Annotated in this window: 20 protein-coding genes; 2 read left to right on the plus strand and 18 right to left on the minus strand. The window is 37.4% G+C overall.

Annotated features, from left to right (window positions below; all coding sequences use genetic code 11):
• The 15 genes from yciH to AMDU4_RS10055 form a co-directional block, all read right to left on the minus strand.
• Positions 1 to 252: stress response translation initiation inhibitor YciH (yciH, locus tag AMDU4_RS09985; RefSeq protein ID WP_021787859.1), on the minus strand; the 252-nt coding region annotated here is incomplete at its 3' end.
• Entirely contained in the window at positions 249 to 446 is a 198-nt protein-coding gene (gene rpmC, locus AMDU4_RS09990) for a 50S ribosomal protein L29 (RefSeq protein ID WP_021786215.1), read from the minus strand. The genes yciH and rpmC, both read right to left, overlap by 4 nt.
• A complete protein-coding gene (locus AMDU4_RS09995) occupies positions 430 to 1116 on the minus strand; it encodes a 30S ribosomal protein S3 (protein WP_021787860.1) in 687 nt (228 codons plus the stop codon). The genes rpmC and AMDU4_RS09995 overlap by 17 nt, the downstream gene beginning before the upstream one ends.
• Positions 1103 to 1552, minus strand: coding sequence for a 50S ribosomal protein L22 (locus tag AMDU4_RS10000; protein ID WP_021787861.1), 450 nt, complete (start codon positions 1550 to 1552; stop codon positions 1103 to 1105). The genes AMDU4_RS09995 and AMDU4_RS10000 overlap by 14 nt, the downstream gene beginning before the upstream one ends.
• Before the next feature lie 4 nt (positions 1553 to 1556).
• Positions 1557 to 2012, minus strand: coding sequence for a 30S ribosomal protein S19 (locus AMDU4_RS10005; RefSeq protein ID WP_021787862.1), 456 nt, complete (start codon positions 2010 to 2012; stop codon positions 1557 to 1559).
• Complete coding sequence (locus tag AMDU4_RS10010) at positions 2006 to 2704, minus strand: 50S ribosomal protein L2 (RefSeq protein ID WP_021787863.1); 699 nt, start codon at positions 2702 to 2704, stop codon at positions 2006 to 2008. Before AMDU4_RS10010 ends, AMDU4_RS10005 begins: the two co-directional genes overlap by 7 nt.
• 10 nt (positions 2705 to 2714) lie before the next feature.
• Entirely contained in the window at positions 2715 to 2963 is a 249-nt protein-coding gene (locus AMDU4_RS10015; RefSeq protein WP_021787864.1) for a 50S ribosomal protein L23, read from the minus strand.
• The gene (rpl4p, locus tag AMDU4_RS10020; protein WP_021787865.1) at positions 2964 to 3734 is read right to left on the minus strand and encodes a 50S ribosomal protein L4; all 771 of its coding nucleotides are present in this window, start codon (positions 3732 to 3734) and stop codon (positions 2964 to 2966) included.
• A gap of 1 nt (position 3735) precedes the next feature.
• Entirely contained in the window at positions 3736 to 4728 is a 993-nt protein-coding gene (gene rpl3p / locus AMDU4_RS10025; RefSeq protein ID WP_021787866.1) for a 50S ribosomal protein L3, read from the minus strand.
• A gap of 479 nt (positions 4729 to 5207) precedes the next feature.
• Complete coding sequence (locus AMDU4_RS10030) at positions 5208 to 5843, minus strand: MBL fold metallo-hydrolase (RefSeq protein ID WP_021787868.1); 636 nt, start codon at positions 5841 to 5843, stop codon at positions 5208 to 5210.
• Between the two features lie 27 nt (positions 5844 to 5870).
• Positions 5871 to 6737 carry a heme o synthase gene (gene cyoE / locus AMDU4_RS10035; RefSeq protein ID WP_021787869.1) on the minus strand — a complete coding sequence of 289 codons (867 nt, stop codon included), beginning with the start codon at positions 6735 to 6737 and terminating at the stop codon, positions 5871 to 5873.
• 52 nt (positions 6738 to 6789) lie between these two features.
• Positions 6790 to 7617 carry a hypothetical protein gene (locus AMDU4_RS10040; RefSeq protein WP_021787870.1) on the minus strand — a complete coding sequence of 276 codons (828 nt, stop codon included), beginning with the start codon at positions 7615 to 7617 and terminating at the stop codon, positions 6790 to 6792.
• An 11-nt stretch (positions 7618 to 7628) separates the two neighbouring features.
• Positions 7629 to 8246, minus strand: a complete 618-nt coding sequence (locus tag AMDU4_RS10045) for a sulfocyanin (RefSeq protein WP_021787871.1) — start codon at positions 8244 to 8246, stop codon at positions 7629 to 7631.
• The gene (locus tag AMDU4_RS10050; RefSeq protein ID WP_021787872.1) at positions 8243 to 8464 is read right to left on the minus strand and encodes a hypothetical protein; all 222 of its coding nucleotides are present in this window, start codon (positions 8462 to 8464) and stop codon (positions 8243 to 8245) included. Before AMDU4_RS10050 ends, AMDU4_RS10045 begins: the two co-directional genes overlap by 4 nt.
• Before the next feature lie 10 nt (positions 8465 to 8474).
• On the minus strand, positions 8475 to 10982 hold the full coding sequence (locus AMDU4_RS10055) for a cbb3-type cytochrome c oxidase subunit I (protein ID WP_021787873.1): 2508 nt from the start codon (positions 10980 to 10982) through the stop codon (positions 8475 to 8477).
• Positions 10983 to 11164: 182 nt separating this feature from the next.
• Here AMDU4_RS10055 and AMDU4_RS10060 point away from each other — a divergent pair, with 182 nt between their 5' ends.
• A complete protein-coding gene (locus AMDU4_RS10060; protein ID WP_290704975.1) occupies positions 11165 to 11938 on the plus strand; it encodes a DUF929 family protein in 774 nt (257 codons plus the stop codon).
• A 168-nt stretch (positions 11939 to 12106) separates the two neighbouring features.
• Here AMDU4_RS10060 and AMDU4_RS10065 read toward each other — a convergent pair whose 3' ends face one another.
• Positions 12107 to 12325 (minus strand): hypothetical protein, encoded by a 219-nt coding sequence (locus tag AMDU4_RS10065; protein WP_021787875.1) that lies wholly within the window; start codon positions 12323 to 12325, stop codon positions 12107 to 12109.
• A 99-nt stretch (positions 12326 to 12424) separates the two neighbouring features.
• On the minus strand, positions 12425 to 12637 hold the full coding sequence (locus tag AMDU4_RS10070) for a hypothetical protein (protein WP_290704978.1): 213 nt from the start codon (positions 12635 to 12637) through the stop codon (positions 12425 to 12427).
• A gap of 120 nt (positions 12638 to 12757) precedes the next feature.
• Here AMDU4_RS10070 and AMDU4_RS10075 point away from each other — a divergent pair, with 120 nt between their 5' ends.
• Positions 12758 to 12913, plus strand: coding sequence for a hypothetical protein (locus tag AMDU4_RS10075; protein WP_021787877.1), 156 nt, complete (start codon positions 12758 to 12760; stop codon positions 12911 to 12913).
• 42 nt (positions 12914 to 12955) lie between these two features.
• Here the strand turns inward: AMDU4_RS10075 and AMDU4_RS10080 are convergent, their stop codons facing one another.
• Positions 12956 to 14443: a hypothetical protein gene (locus AMDU4_RS10080; protein ID WP_290704981.1), complete on the minus strand. Its 1488-nt coding sequence runs from the start codon at positions 14441 to 14443 to the stop codon at positions 12956 to 12958.
• Positions 14444 to 14508: the final 65 nt, after the last annotated feature.

A 14508-nucleotide genomic window follows, 5' to 3' on the forward strand; every position in this document is an offset into this window, starting at 1 on the left:
GACATCTCTATGATCGCCCTGCAATTCTATGCTTTTACCATCTTTAACTGTTCCACCTGAAGCAGCTTTCTTCTTTAGTGCCTTGGCTATTTCATTTATGTTTTCTGTTTTGGGATCAATGCCATCTATAACTGTTACCAATTTTCCATATCTCCTTTTATCTACACTGATTTTTACAAGTTCGCTGTCACGGTTGAACCCTTCCCATGGTTGAAGTTCTTTTGGCATTCCTGTGAAATCTTTATCTTTCATTCTATTTTTTCCTCCATAATTGTTAGTATCCTGGCTATCTGCTTTTTTATCGAGTGCATAGTACCAGGGCTTGCCGGGGCACCACCCATGGCTATGGCAGATCTCTCTTTTAACAGCGATTCCTTTAAGGATTTAAGTTTCTCATTTAGTTCCTCATCGGACATCTGCCTCAATTCCTTAGCTTTTAGTTCCATTTTCCTCTACCTCTTTACTTTCTTCTGTCGCAGGCTTTTTATCAGGGACAGGTATTTTCACTTCCGTTTTAATTGATATCTCATCAGGCAACCGGTAATCCTGCCTGAGCAGCCTAACATATATTCCTATGGCACCGGTTTTGAGCATTGCAACTGAATATCCAGTTATGACTCCTGCCCTTGCAGGTTCACCAGAATATTTAATTTCCCCGAACATAAATTTCTGGGTCCTTGCCCTTTCTCCGGATATTTTTCCTCCGATTCTGATTAACACTCCCCTTGCATGCTGGTCAATTATTCTCCTCAATGTGGTATTTCCGGCTTTCCTGTAATTCCATCCCTTCTCCAGTGACAGTGCTATTTTCTTGGAAATGACCTGAGGGTTAAGATCTGGATTATCCACTTCTTTTACCTCTATCTGAGGCGATTCCAGGCCATATTTGGTCTCGAGAGTCGATGTCATGGCTTTTATCTTGGATCCGTGCCTTCCTATAACAAGACCGGGCCTGTTGACAAACAGCGTTATATTGGTTCCAAATGGAGTTCTCTTCATTTCCATTCCACCAAATCCGGCACTGTCATTCTCTGCCTGCAGGTACTCCATAACCAGCAGTTTTTTAATGTTATCACTTATAAATTTTTTCTCCTTCATCATATCACTCCTTTTCATTTTCTACTACGACTACCTCAAGATTGATTAGATCCTTGAAGAATGCCCCTGCTCTGCCGTAGGCCTTGGGAGTGAATTTTTTGATCATTCTTCCCTTTGATGCGGAGATGTGGAATATTTTCAAATCATCTGTAAGCCCTTTGAATTCGGCATTGGCTGATACATCATCAAGTAGTTTTTTGAATGCTTTAACAGCCTTTACCGGGTATCTTCCTGGACCTATGGCTTTCCTGTGTGAAACAGAATCAAGATACCTGAAGTATGGCACTGCCATTTTCTTCTCCAGAACAAGGTCTAGTGTATTCTTTGCAGATTCCAGGTTCATATTCCTGATGAAATGGGCAACATTGACTGCATCCTTCATGGATATGTCGGTCTCCTTAACCTGAGCTCTCGCATGTTTTTCTGGCATTTTATCAATACTGTATCCTTTCATAATATCACTTCAATGGCAGGAATTTTGATGATCTGGTAGCTCCGACTCCTGGACCGGAATGCTTCACCTCTTTTCTTGTTGGCGCAAACTCACCCAGATAATGGCCAATCATTTCTGGTTTTATTTCAAATTTAAGATATGATGTCCCGTTATACAGTTCTATTTTTTTGCCCACGAACTGTGGGAGTATTATTATATCCCTTACATGAGTTTTTATTGTCTCTTTATCTCCAAGAAGGTCGTCAAATACTTTCTTTTGTTCGTGATTCATTTCCCTGTTATAGGATCTCCTGACACGGGCAGGGAATATCTCAAGAAGCTCTGGAAGTTCCATTTCCTCAAGTTCCTCAATAGTTTTCCCACGGTAAGAGAACTCTCTTGCTCTTCCGGTAATGGCTTTTTGAGCCTTTCGTGATCTTCTTTTTATAGATTTTACAGATACCTGTCTTCTAACTACCATTTCTTATCCCTCCTTTTTGGTGATAATCTACCAACCTTTGCTCCAGGTGGTGCTCCCCTTGCTACAGTGCTTGGGCCTCCAACATGTTGGTGGTTTCCTCCCCCATGTGGATGGTTCACGGCATTCATTGCTACGCCTCTTACTGTATATGCTCTCTTAGCTTTGCTTTGAAGATATTTTATATGCTTTCCGGCTTTCAGTATAGGTATATCCCTGGCTCCTGATCCAGCCACTACACCTACAGTTGCCTTACAGTTTGGATTTAATTCCCTGGTTTTGCCTGAAGGCAATTTTATTGAAACAGAAGTGCCATGACTAATTATAAGCCCTGAAGACCCAGCCGTCCTGCAGAATTTTCCGCCATCCCCTGGATGATTTTCTATATTGTAAACGTAGGTTCCATCTTCTATCTTCGATAGAGTGGTTGTGGTTCCATTATTTGAATTGCCTGTCTCTCCTGCATACAATTTCTGGCCCTTATAAGCTCCATTGAAAGCTATCATATAGCTGATCTCATTCTGTTCATTTTTTAGTGACAGTAGAGGTGCATTTCTCCCTGGTGCCTGAACTATATCCTCAATACTGTAATTTCCATTTGAAAGATGTTTAATTTCGGCCAGATGCCTGTGGCTTGGACTCATGTATGTTAAAGATCCATGCCCTCTCCTTTGTGCTACTATATGTTTTCCCATTATATTCACCTTAGAATATTCCTATTCTTCCACCAATCTCCTCTGCGGAATAATCATCGGATAATTTTGCTATTGCCTTCTTCCCCTTTTTGGTTATCAATATATTTAATCCGACTACCTTAACGTCAAATCTTTCCTCTATCTCCTTTTTTATATCTTTTTTCCTGCCCCTGCGATCCACAATGAACGTAAGTTTATTCTCCTTCTCCATCATTAATGTGGTTTTTTCTGTGACAACAGGGGATATAACATAATCCATTTAATTCACCTCTCTTAAGTTCTCTATTGTTGATGCTGTGTATATTGTTAATCTGCCTGGATTTCCCCCCGGTGCCAGTTTCGTTATGCTAAGGCTGTTAAGAGAAGCCAGATCGACTCCTGGAAGTGAGGCAAAAGCCCTGAGATTCTCTACAGAAGAACCAACTATGAGCAGACTTTTTGGCTGTTTATAGGTTCTGTTTCTCATCTTCCCGCGTCCGGCCCTGATCTTTTTACCGTTTTTAGACCTTAACACATCGTCATAAACGCCGAGATTTGTCAATACCTGAACTGCATCCTTAACCTTTTTAATATTTTCGATATCATCCTCAACCACAAGTGGGAATGTAATGTTTTCAATAGAATCCTCAGAAATCCGGTGTCCTCTCTGGATTACCCGTTCCTTATTTGCTGTAAAGGCAATTGCGCTCAATTTTGCAAGTCTTCTTTCTTTTTTGTTGATTTTTTTGTATAAAACCTTATCACTGCGTGGTGACAGGGCACTTCTTCCACCAACCATGCTGGCCAGTAAAACTCCCCTTGATCCGCTTGCAAGTCTGGGAATTCTTGATATACCGTGGTTTGGGCCAAGATTATGCCCCACCCTTCTGGTACCGGCAAGTGGACTTGGCCCATATGGCTGCCTCATGGACAGGGATATGGCCCTGAAAGCCTTATGTATGAGATCTTCCCTTGTCTCTATGGCGAATACCTGTGGAAGTTCTATTTCCTTTGTAACCTCCCCTTCAATAGAATAAACATTAGTTTTCATTTTAATCACCCTGTTTAGATTCCCTAGATATATATGTGATTTCTACCTTTTCTGCATTTGCGACAGCCTGTCTTGCGGGATCCCTGAGTTTTATTAATCTCTTTGACGGGCCGGATATTGATCCGTATAGTAGAATATAATCATTTCTGACAAGCCCATAATTGAGGAACCCTCCTTTCACATTTATTTCGTCTACCTGATTCTTTGTCCCAAATTTCATTACCCTGATATTATGTATAGTTCTTTGGTGCAGACCGACCTGCCCTGCCTGTGGAACTGTGTTTCTTACCCAATCCGGGTGCCACGGGCCAAGTGTTCCTATCATTCTCCTGTGCTTTCTGTTGCTTCTGGGCAAAAGTTTGACTCCGAATCTCTTGACCACTCCCTGAAAACCTTTCCCCTTTGTAACTGAAATAACATCAACAAAGGAACCTTCCGCGTTGAAATCACCAAAATGCAATTCCTTTCCTAGTTTTTCCTCTGCAAGTTTTATTCTATCTGATATTGTTGACCCTGAAATTCTAACTTCAAATATTTCAGGTGTCTTATTAGGTATTCCAGTGACAAGTTTAGGATTTGTATTCACCAGTAATCGTACATCAGCCACGTCTTTTATTTCAATATTTTTAGGTTCCTTGTTTTTTATTTCCGGTATTCTTTTAAACACTTCTTTTTCAATGTGTTCAGCTCTTTTCTCGGCGAATACCTGGAGGCCATTGTCACCTTCTTCATAGTATCTTATGGCAATGACATTTATTGGAGGAACTTCAACGACTGTTACAGGAACCATAACCGTTTTTCCAGCAGTTACACTAGTTTTTCTATAGTCGGTAACCTGTACATGTGTCATACCCACTTTATATCCAGCGAACGCCTGAATCTTCGATTTGCCTTCTACTTCAGGCCATGAACGAATTTCAGCCCCAATTTTTTTAGCACGTACTCTGGGATAGTACGCCATTGATCCCCTTCGGGAATGATGCGGTGTTGCCATTTTATATCACCAACCGTTACACTTGCTATATTGCCAATAAATTGCAATATTACGGGTTGCATTTAGCATTGCCCAATGTGTATGGTTAAATTCTAAAGGTTATTAGATTAATATTTATTAAGTTTGTTATTTTATTTATATATAAAACTAGGATTTTGTGACATAGTAAGGTAAGATTCTATTATATATAATCATTTAAAGATACAGATGTGGTTTCGTCTTATACGTCCATGGAGACCCTATGCGAAAGTGTGGGAGGAATTGGGCAGTAAACGTCAATCCCCTGACGTATTTTACCAGTTTAACCTTCTTTGTGCTTATATCCATCTTCTTTTATAGTGGTTGATTTTCCATATGGAGCATCCGTAGGTGTGTATGTATCCCTCCGATCTAACTTCTGCTTTTCTTTCATGTTTTTCTCCATGTTTCTAAAGCTCCCTAATCAACTCCTGCCCTGTTCCTCACTGAACAAGTTCCACTCAGGGAGAGGTAGTTGACTCACATTTATATGGTGCACCATGTGATGGGAATATTATCACTGGGCAAAAATTCTTGATTTTTATGAGAGAAGACCTGGCCATTTCCATATTCTGTGTGAACATGCTATCAAGTTTTATCTTATTTCTCTTAATAGTTAATGAATCTCCAACAAATATGGAATTCTTATCCTTGAAATATATTGATACATTATCCATCGAGTATCCAGGAGTTCCTATCACTTCAATGAAATCTATATCCATCTTATTGTAGGAATAGACGTGTTGAATGCCTTCGAATCGTAAACCTTTTCCCTCTATTTCAAGGATCCCCCTAAGTGAGGGACCGTTTTTCATGGTTCCCATTTCTTTCTTAGGTACATATATTTTCGGATTATATGTATCATAGGCCTCACGCAATGCCCCCACATGCAGATAATCCACAGCTGTTATCAGAATGTAATCTGGACTGATATCTAAATTTTTATAGAAATCAATGATTTTATTAGCATCAGTTTTGATTCCAGCATCTATCTGAATGACCAGGTCCTGATACCTTATGACGTAAACATTTACAACAGTGTTCGGAACAACTTCTATACCTTCTGGAAAATCAAAATTAATTTTAGACAATATCATTACCTCCAAAAATAGGATTGTTTTAATTTATATAAATGGATATATTATTATTACGAGCAGCAATATCATCAGGTACATATTAGAAAATCCAAATGCGCTCCTAAAATACTTTTTATCATATGATTTAAAGGCAGGCCTGATAACATAGTATAAAAGAGCTGCATCCATTACCATGGCAATCGGCAGATATGGAAGGCCTAGTTTTATTGCTGGTATGAATAATGGGATAAGTGAGTAGAAGACCAGAATCACCGTATTCACTATAATCCAGAATTCGGTCTTTTTTACACCTACTATTGCAGGAAGCATGGGTACTTCACTATCCCTATAATCATCCACATTGTTAATAGATAAATTCCAGAAATGGGTAGGGGTCCACATAAATACCAGGAATGCCAGGAATAAGGATGTGAATGAAACCGAATTTGTCAATGCAGCCCAACCGGCAAGGGCGGGAAACCCTCCTGCTATACCGCCTATTACTATGTTCCACGTGGTTCTTCTTTTTAAGAATACTGTATAAAGGAATACGTAACTGAGAAATCCGCCGAATATAAATAATGCTGTTAAAAAATTAATCAGTATTGAGCTCAGTGCAAATGAAATAATTATCATTGCTGTGCCTATGCTAAATATATAGCTTCTTGTATTCATATTAAGAGTCCCAGACCTGGATCTGGTTCTTTTCATTTTCATATCAATATCCATATCGTAAATATTATTGAAAATACTAGCCGACATGGATGCCAAAGTTCCACTTATCAACAATAAGAAAAGAATAACTGGATGTGAAAAACTCCCCGGTACTAACACGAATGCTGTTATGGCAACTAAATCAATTAGAATCGTAATTTCTAGCTTGGTAATTTTCATGAAATTTGTAATTTTGCTCAAGGTTAGTCACCTGAAATAATTAATGCTAATATTATAAATTTATAAATTTATTTTATGCACCAGCTGCTGGTGGGGTTATTGGCTTATTGTAATAGTTGTTGGGTCCATAGTTTACGGAGTAACCATACATGTTGAATGATTCTACCATTTCACCTGGAACAGTTGAGTTTAACCAGTGCTGATATTGACCCTTTGTAACTACAAAAGCCGGCCCTCTCATATGTGCATGGCCTAATCCACAGAGTTCAACGCACTCGAAATAGAATAACCCGGTTTGGGTTATATTCGACCAGATATAGTTATAATGCCCGGGGAATGCATCCACCTTAGTGACATTAATCAGATAAAACGAATGCATTACATCCACACTGGTTACATTAAACTGTATCGGTGTATCAGCTGGAAGTACTAAAAAGTGCCTTGATGAAGCTCCATTTGGATAAATAAATACCCATTGCCATTGATAACCTACTACATTAATATCCATATAATGGTGACTGTCAGTAGGTGCCGATGGTGCGGCCCCAGCAACTCTTATTCCATATGCGGGAGGCAAATCATACACCAGTAGAGATAGTAATATAAGCACTACAAAGAGTACAAATAACTTAAATACGGTCTTATTGCCACGCTCAAGATTTTCTATTCTTCCTGGCCTCATATCAGCATCTTTATTGTATTTAGAGTGTTCAAATTCATCTGCACTTTTTGGCTTATAACTCTTTAAAAATACATAGATATACCACAGAGCGAATCCTCCGCCTATTAGTATACCGGGCAGTATATATGCCAAAAATATAGATGTTATTTCTGCTCCCGTAATGGAGCCTTTTGGTATCAAGTGATACACATTAGGTATTATATTGTATATTTCAAACATCTTCGTTCACCTCATTTTATAGTATAGTATGGAGTGGTCACATGACTGCTTACTATAACGAAAACATACATACCAGCTTCGGCATGTGTTGTTAATCCGCACACTATCCAGTAATTGCCAGGAGCTGTGTCATTCCACCATATCGACCTGGAATGGGCAACATTCCCATACCATATAGGATCTATTGTCCCTGTGCTGTTTATTACTTTTTCCACATGAGCACTAGTATGTGCCCATATAGGACCACGAGCCCAATCTGATGCATATGGTAGTTCAACCTTTAAGGTATGTGGTTTTACCTCATAATTGGTCATGTTAGTGTGTATATAGGCTTTAGCTGGGAGATATATTGTCATGGCACCGTAGGAAGTTCCGTTGAAGTTAAATGGATATGCATTGGGATATCCATTTCCCTGACCCCAGGCCGCTAATGAAAGATTCACTATTTCCACGTGAGTGCCATTGGCCAGTGTTGTGTTAAAGTACGGAATATCTTGATGTGCAACTTTTCCCTGTTCAGAGATCACAGTGTTCATAGGATGATAAGTAGCTACAGTTATTCCAACGGCCGCTATGAGTACTATTGCTATAGCGAGTACAGCAAATGCTGCCTTCATCAGCGGTTTCAACTAAACCACCTCCCCATAAATACCTGAAGGAATAGCCACAGGGAGAACCATATAGCTATTATAATAATAGCCACTGCATATGGATTCTTCCATATTCCCACTTCTTTGTATTCAAGATCGTCATCTCCTATCTCCATATCTACATCGTCATATTTTAATGGGGATGCAGTCTTACCGGCCTTTATATTTTCAGTTTTTTCATTGTTTACATTATCCATTTATTTCACCTCATGCCACAAATGCTACAGTGGTAAATACAGCAGTAAGGAATACAAATGCAATGAACCACATTACTACATCTGCGCTTGTTGCCGTTCTGCCCCATAATATTGTCTTCGACCGTTTTAACTGTATTGCGTACTTTATCATTACTGCTATTACTCCAACAGAGAATGTCACATCCATAAGTGTTATGACCCAGAACATTGAGGCTATTGGATTTGTGGATGTAGCACCTCCAAGACTTAATGCACTATTCGAATTTATTACGACCATAGATAGTATGGACGCAATAAGGTATACAATCGCAAACACGACCCCAACCAGCATGTAATTTGAACTTTTGGCACGTGATTTGTGAATTGCACCGTATAAAGAGAACCATCCAAATATTGCTGCTATTCCTATTGCAACAATAGATATTCCAATGTATACAGATGCCATAGTTGGGAAGAACCATGTTACTGGATCATTTCCCTGTACATAGGGAGAAACTGATTGTAATTTCAGCCATTCAACCATGCCATAGAATGTAGCCATCCATATCATGTTCCCGGCAAGGAATATGAGCATTCCGAGCCTGGTGTTGTTGAACCCCTTAGCAATAGGCTCCTTTTTGTACGTTGGAGGTACGTTTGGTGATTTTAGCTTATAATCGTCATACATCCATCCTATGGTTCCCATCAGGAAGATTACAACAGCCACTGCTAATATTACATATCCGAGGTAAGCATATGCAGATCCAAATGCATAGGGTTTGCTCCCCATTAACATTACTACAGCACCTACAAACAATAGGAAAACCCCTGCGGCAATATAAAATGGCCTTGTGGATAATTCCACTTTGGGTGGTTTTATTGGTTTGTTTTTGTCTAATAATAAATCTCTTTGGTCTTCCCCACCTATATATGGTTCATAGTCGAAATTATAGTATTTCGGAGGATTTGTTGTGAACCATACAAATCCTGCGCTTGCCTTATATGGATTCTGATCCGTAAGTGGCGCGTGCGATTTAATAGAATATGCAAAATTCGCAAACATAATTAGGAATGAAAGCCCGAATATAAATGCTCCTACCGTGGATATCTCGCTGAATATTGTATAACCAAACCCGGCCTGATATGTGTACACCCTTCTCGGTAGATCATAGAGGAAGAACATGGGAAAATAAAGAACATTAACTCCAATATACGCTATGGCCCAATGTATTCTTCCAAGTGTTTCATTGTACATTTTTCCTGTAAACTTTGGGAAATAATAATAGAGATTACCCATCAATGCCATTGTTGCTACTCCAACCATAAAATAATGGAAATGAGCCACTATATAATAGTCTCCATGTACTATGGTATCGATGGCTAGTGATGAATTTGTAACTCCTGTTATACCCCCAATCATAAATGATGTTGAGGCAGCTAGTGCAAATAATATTGGTGTCTGGAACTTGTGCTTAGCCCCAAGAAGAGTTGCAATTATACCTACGATAAGCATTCCGGTAGGTATAGAAATTGTTTCTGTAAATACACTTGTAGCCATTAACCAGGCGAATACAATACCGGTCATGAAAGTATGATGTAGAAACACCATTACACTGTCAATTGATATAGCACCCATTGCAGCAATCATCCATTTCTTCAAGTAGGGAGCTCTGTGCCCTAAATTAGATAAATAGTCAAACATCGCCCCTGTACCTGGTAGAAGGAGAAGATAAACCTCGGGGTGCCCGAAATACCAGAATAAATTTTCCCACATTAAGGCACCGCCATAAGTGGATATAAATATGCTTAAACCAAGTACGTTTGATAATACTAATACAAAAAACATTGCCGCAAATTCTGGGAATATAAACCATGATATAGCGGAAACCCAGAGTATGGACCATACGAATAGAGGAAGATTCATCAACCTGAAACCCCGGGCCCTTGCTTTAAAAATAGTCGCTATAACTTCTGTTGAGGCGATTATTGTGCCAAGGCTCCTCACTACCACTGAAGCTGCTGCAGAGTCTGCTCCAAGATATGGTGTAAATTTAAAAGAAGATAATGGCTGGTAAACTGTCCATCCAGTATCAAGGTTGCCACCAGGTAGAAAGAATCCTATCCAGAGAAGTATTCCACTAAACAAGTATAACCAGTAACCAAGGGCGTTTATCCTTGGGTATATCATATCTCTAGAACCTATAGCTAAAGGAATAAGGTAAATACCAAACCCAAATCCCAACGGCCCTAGAAACCAGACAAGCATTGTTAAACCATGTATGGTAACAAGCTGGTTATACTGTAAAGCATCAAGGAACCTTCCAGAGAATAAACCATAATGTACCAGATCATATCTAGGTATGGCAAGCTGAACTCTCATCAACAGAGCTAGAACTCCCCCCCCGATAAAGAAAACCAGTGATGTCAGTATATACAGCATCCCGATCTGTTTATGATTTGTACTAAAAATCCAGCCTCTGACTGAATTATATATTTTGTTGTTTTTTTCATATATTTCATCATTACTACTGACTTCCATGTTTTTCTCATAACTATGTGAAATATAAGAGTAATTATAGAATATTTTCGTAATGTAAAAATCATTTGCATAATTCTTTCATTAAACGTTGTGTTTACACCTTACTATAAATATAATGCCTACTTTTATCTGATAAAATGTAAATAAAAATGTCTAAATATTATATGAAAATATTAGTTAAAATGGCGAAACAGGATGGATATAATAAGAAATTACTGGCATTTTTTATAGCTTTTTTCCTTGTTATTACATTTCTTACTATATACGGAGCTGAACATTACAATGGCCATGATATAACTGTAGAGCTTGAGCAATATTGCAAGGTTTCGAGCAGTGACCTAATAAAGAATAATAGCAACACATACGTTTATTATGTTACCTGGAATGGCAGCCCTGCCGGAAATGCAGGGTCCTGGGCAATTTACACTTTTCTAAAAGAGAATGGATACAATATGACTAATCATTTCAATACGTCTGAATCTATGAAAAATTTCGAATACAATAACACTCCTGGACTTATTTTTAACAATTCAAAGTATTCTGTCACATATCATGGCGCAAAAACAGTAATAGTAGTACCCGTATACCTGTATGGAGAAAATCTTACGAATGGGACTACAGTTTCGTCTGGTCTCAAAATCCTCAAAACAGAGGTGCCGGAACCTATTTATCAGGAGATTAAGATATACACAACAGAGGCTATTGTAGGTGGATTGAGTATTCCAAGTGATAACATCAGCAGCATACCTCATATAAACTCCGTTACTCTAATTACAGGACCAGCAGGAGCATACATATGGAATGGGTATCTGATCAACCCCACTAATTTTATTAGCCAAAACAGAACCTTAAGTCCGACAACGGTACTGAAAGATACATATAATTCTTCTTCACCATCTTTTGGAATTAGTAGTGCAGTACAAGGATTGGAAACGACTATAAAAGATGTTGATTGATAATTTTATTTCTATTGAATATTTATGAGGTGCCTCATCCTTTAACAATTGGCTATTTCAATTATCTTTCATTATTTTTGAGGGCTCCCCAAAATGCTTTTTTGTTCATAATATGAGATTTGCCTGGTTGTTAAGAATTTTATGATATTCTAGATAGATTTATAAAAATTAATATTTTTCTCTGGTTTTTAATTTGAGTATTATCAATCCTGCAATGAATGCAAGTGCAATTGCAAGCATGAACAGATCAACTGCATAACCATCTGCATAAAATCCAGACACTATAGAGCTTGTTGAATCAGGTTTGAATGAAATCAACAATCCAACTAACCCCATTACAGGAATTGAAAGTAACTTTTTGCTTTCATTTTCAAATTTAATTGCCATAAATATCCATAATTTTGTATAATATTTAAAAGTTATTGTAAGATATATTTATTTTTTATATAAACTAAATGAAAATGTTTTTATTTTTTAATTTAATTTTTAAGCGCTATTACTGGTGTTAAATGATATTTTGGTAGATGCAAGTGCCGTGAAAGCAAGACCCATAATAAATAGAGATGCGCCTAATATGGCAGTATATGTTATGAATGGCAACAACGAGAATATTGACAGTATAAATATTCCGAATCCCCCTAGTAACAGTGCCAGTCCGATTACTAATAATTTGATTCCGCTTGATAACGTTTTAATCACCAGATAAGTATTAACCAACTATATTTAACATTTATCACGAAATTTAATTATAGGGGAATGTTGATAATTGTTGAATATATTCTTTAATAAGTATTTTATATATACTTGCGATGAATAATTATGACTTTAGAAATATTCAGTGCTTTGGTGACATTACATGCCGCTGCCTATAACCCAAATACAGAGACCTTGTTTTTGGAAATTATAATGGGAACGTGTGCCGCTATAGCCATAGGTGCAGCAATTATAGTAAAGGAATTTATGTTAAGAAAATAATGTTCCAGATTTTATAAAAAAATTTTGAAATGGGTTAATTTTTCACTTATTTGATGGTATAGAATTTCTATGGCGTCTATTCATTTTTAGAATAGGTGGATCAGGTATAGAGTACCTGTACATCGTATCTATCGTGCTTAACCACATAAATGGAAGTGAGACAGCCCAGAGAATCGCAGAGAAATACAACTGTTGTTTTATTCCGTAAAAGGGGAAAATGTCATTAAGTGATATTATAGATATGTAGAAGAAGACCAATGCAGTCATGCTAAACATCATAGAGTTAAATTCTATATAAGCAGCCTTGAATTGGGCAAGATTGAAATAGACTAAATATGTTAAAAGTCCTGAGATTATTGCCATAACATTCATTAGAAAGTAATAGTAATAAGTTGTGTATGCGAAATAAGCGATAGAGGGAACAAACCAGATAAACATTATTATTGATGCCACAACAGCAAGTGTTGCCTTAACCCGGAGTGTCTTAATAAACGGTTTCATCCCCAATCTTGTGATAGCGTACATCAAAAATATTCCAGATATAAACATTAGAATATTGACTCCATAAAAGAATATCATAGAAGTCGATTCCAGATGGTAGAATATTCCTATCAATTCTAATATTGGAATAAGCATAACAAAGAATATTGCAAGTAATGGAAAATAGTTACTATTTCTCAGATTCTTTATTGATGACACAAATTTAATTTTAGATCTCTTATTAAAGAAAACAGTAAGCATAAAATTACTGAACAACAACAATAGTATACTTTCAGACAATAATGTCGTGCTAATCATTGTGGCTGCAACAGCTGCCACAGTAGGCAATATAGCTGTTAGCCCCTCACATTGGCAGCTCAATGCCGATATGCCTCCGCTAATCATGGGAGTTACCATTGTGCTTGCCTGGTTTCGTACATTTGATTTTTTGCCAAAAATCTTCGTATTTATATTTACTATGCTAAATATCATGAAATAGTTCTCTGTCAATAAAGCCGCCAGTATTATATAAAGGATTATTGACTGTATGCCCATTGTGAAATACAGGTAATTTACCCTCATTATGATTCCATAATAAAAGAAGTATGGAACCTTGTAGACTGGAAAATCAGCATATATTGAATCTACAACTATTTTTGTAGGCTCTACTGGTACGGATATGACTAAGAATCTTGAAATTAAGAGCATGATGAACAATATTAAAATAAATGCCGCTCCTCTGTAAAAAAACGGCCTATTTTTCTTGAAATATAAATCGTCTATAATGTCAGTATAAAATGCTAATGCAAGCAATATCATTATTTCCATTAAGGGATAAACTATGTATGTAAACAACAATATTATAAAGGTAAACAGCCCAATAAATAAGAAATAGAGGTATATCCTATTAATTATGGAGTTCTTCCTGAAGAACACCAGAAGCGGGAAGACAACATAGGGAATTAAAACAAAGATAAACTGATATATGGATGGATATAGTTTAGTAGAGTAAACTACAAATATACCCTTAATTGCGGAATATATAAACAAATATAAAGTAAAAACGGATATTATAAGACTTTCTACAGTTTCTCGCTTCATTATATCTAATGATT

This window comes from Ferroplasma sp. Type II (genome assembly GCF_000496155.1).

Excerpts from the sequence above, each read along its gene's own strand:
- rpmC (WP_021786215.1), bottom strand. The coding sequence starts at position 446 with ATGGAACTAAAAGCTAAGGAATTGAGGCAGATGTCCGATGAGGAACTA.
- AMDU4_RS09995 (WP_021787860.1), bottom strand. The coding sequence starts at position 1,116 with ATGAAAAGGAGTGATATGATGAAGGAGAAAAAATTTATAAGTGATAAC.
- AMDU4_RS10000 (WP_021787861.1), bottom strand. The coding sequence starts at position 1,552 with ATGAAAGGATACAGTATTGATAAAATGCCAGAAAAACATGCGAGAGCT.
- AMDU4_RS10005 (WP_021787862.1), bottom strand. The coding sequence starts at position 2,012 with ATGGTAGTTAGAAGACAGGTATCTGTAAAATCTATAAAAAGAAGATCA.
- AMDU4_RS10010 (WP_021787863.1), bottom strand. The coding sequence starts at position 2,704 with ATGGGAAAACATATAGTAGCACAAAGGAGAGGGCATGGATCTTTAACA.
- AMDU4_RS10015 (WP_021787864.1), bottom strand. The coding sequence starts at position 2,963 with ATGGATTATGTTATATCCCCTGTTGTCACAGAAAAAACCACATTAATG.
- rpl4p (WP_021787865.1), bottom strand. The coding sequence starts at position 3,734 with ATGAAAACTAATGTTTATTCTATTGAAGGGGAGGTTACAAAGGAAATA.
- rpl3p (WP_021787866.1), bottom strand. The coding sequence starts at position 4,728 with ATGGCAACACCGCATCATTCCCGAAGGGGATCAATGGCGTACTATCCC.
- AMDU4_RS10030 (WP_021787868.1), bottom strand. The coding sequence starts at position 5,843 with ATGATATTGTCTAAAATTAATTTTGATTTTCCAGAAGGTATAGAAGTT.
- AMDU4_RS10040 (WP_021787870.1), bottom strand. The coding sequence starts at position 7,617 with ATGTTTGAAATATACAATATAATACCTAATGTGTATCACTTGATACCA.
- AMDU4_RS10050 (WP_021787872.1), bottom strand. The coding sequence starts at position 8,464 with ATGGATAATGTAAACAATGAAAAAACTGAAAATATAAAGGCCGGTAAG.
- AMDU4_RS10055 (WP_021787873.1), bottom strand. The coding sequence starts at position 10,982 with ATGGAAGTCAGTAGTAATGATGAAATATATGAAAAAAACAACAAAATA.
- AMDU4_RS10060 (WP_290704975.1), top strand. The coding sequence starts at position 11,165 with ATGGCGAAACAGGATGGATATAATAAGAAATTACTGGCATTTTTTATA.
- AMDU4_RS10065 (WP_021787875.1), bottom strand. The coding sequence starts at position 12,325 with ATGGCAATTAAATTTGAAAATGAAAGCAAAAAGTTACTTTCAATTCCT.
- AMDU4_RS10075 (WP_021787877.1), top strand. The coding sequence starts at position 12,758 with ATGACTTTAGAAATATTCAGTGCTTTGGTGACATTACATGCCGCTGCC.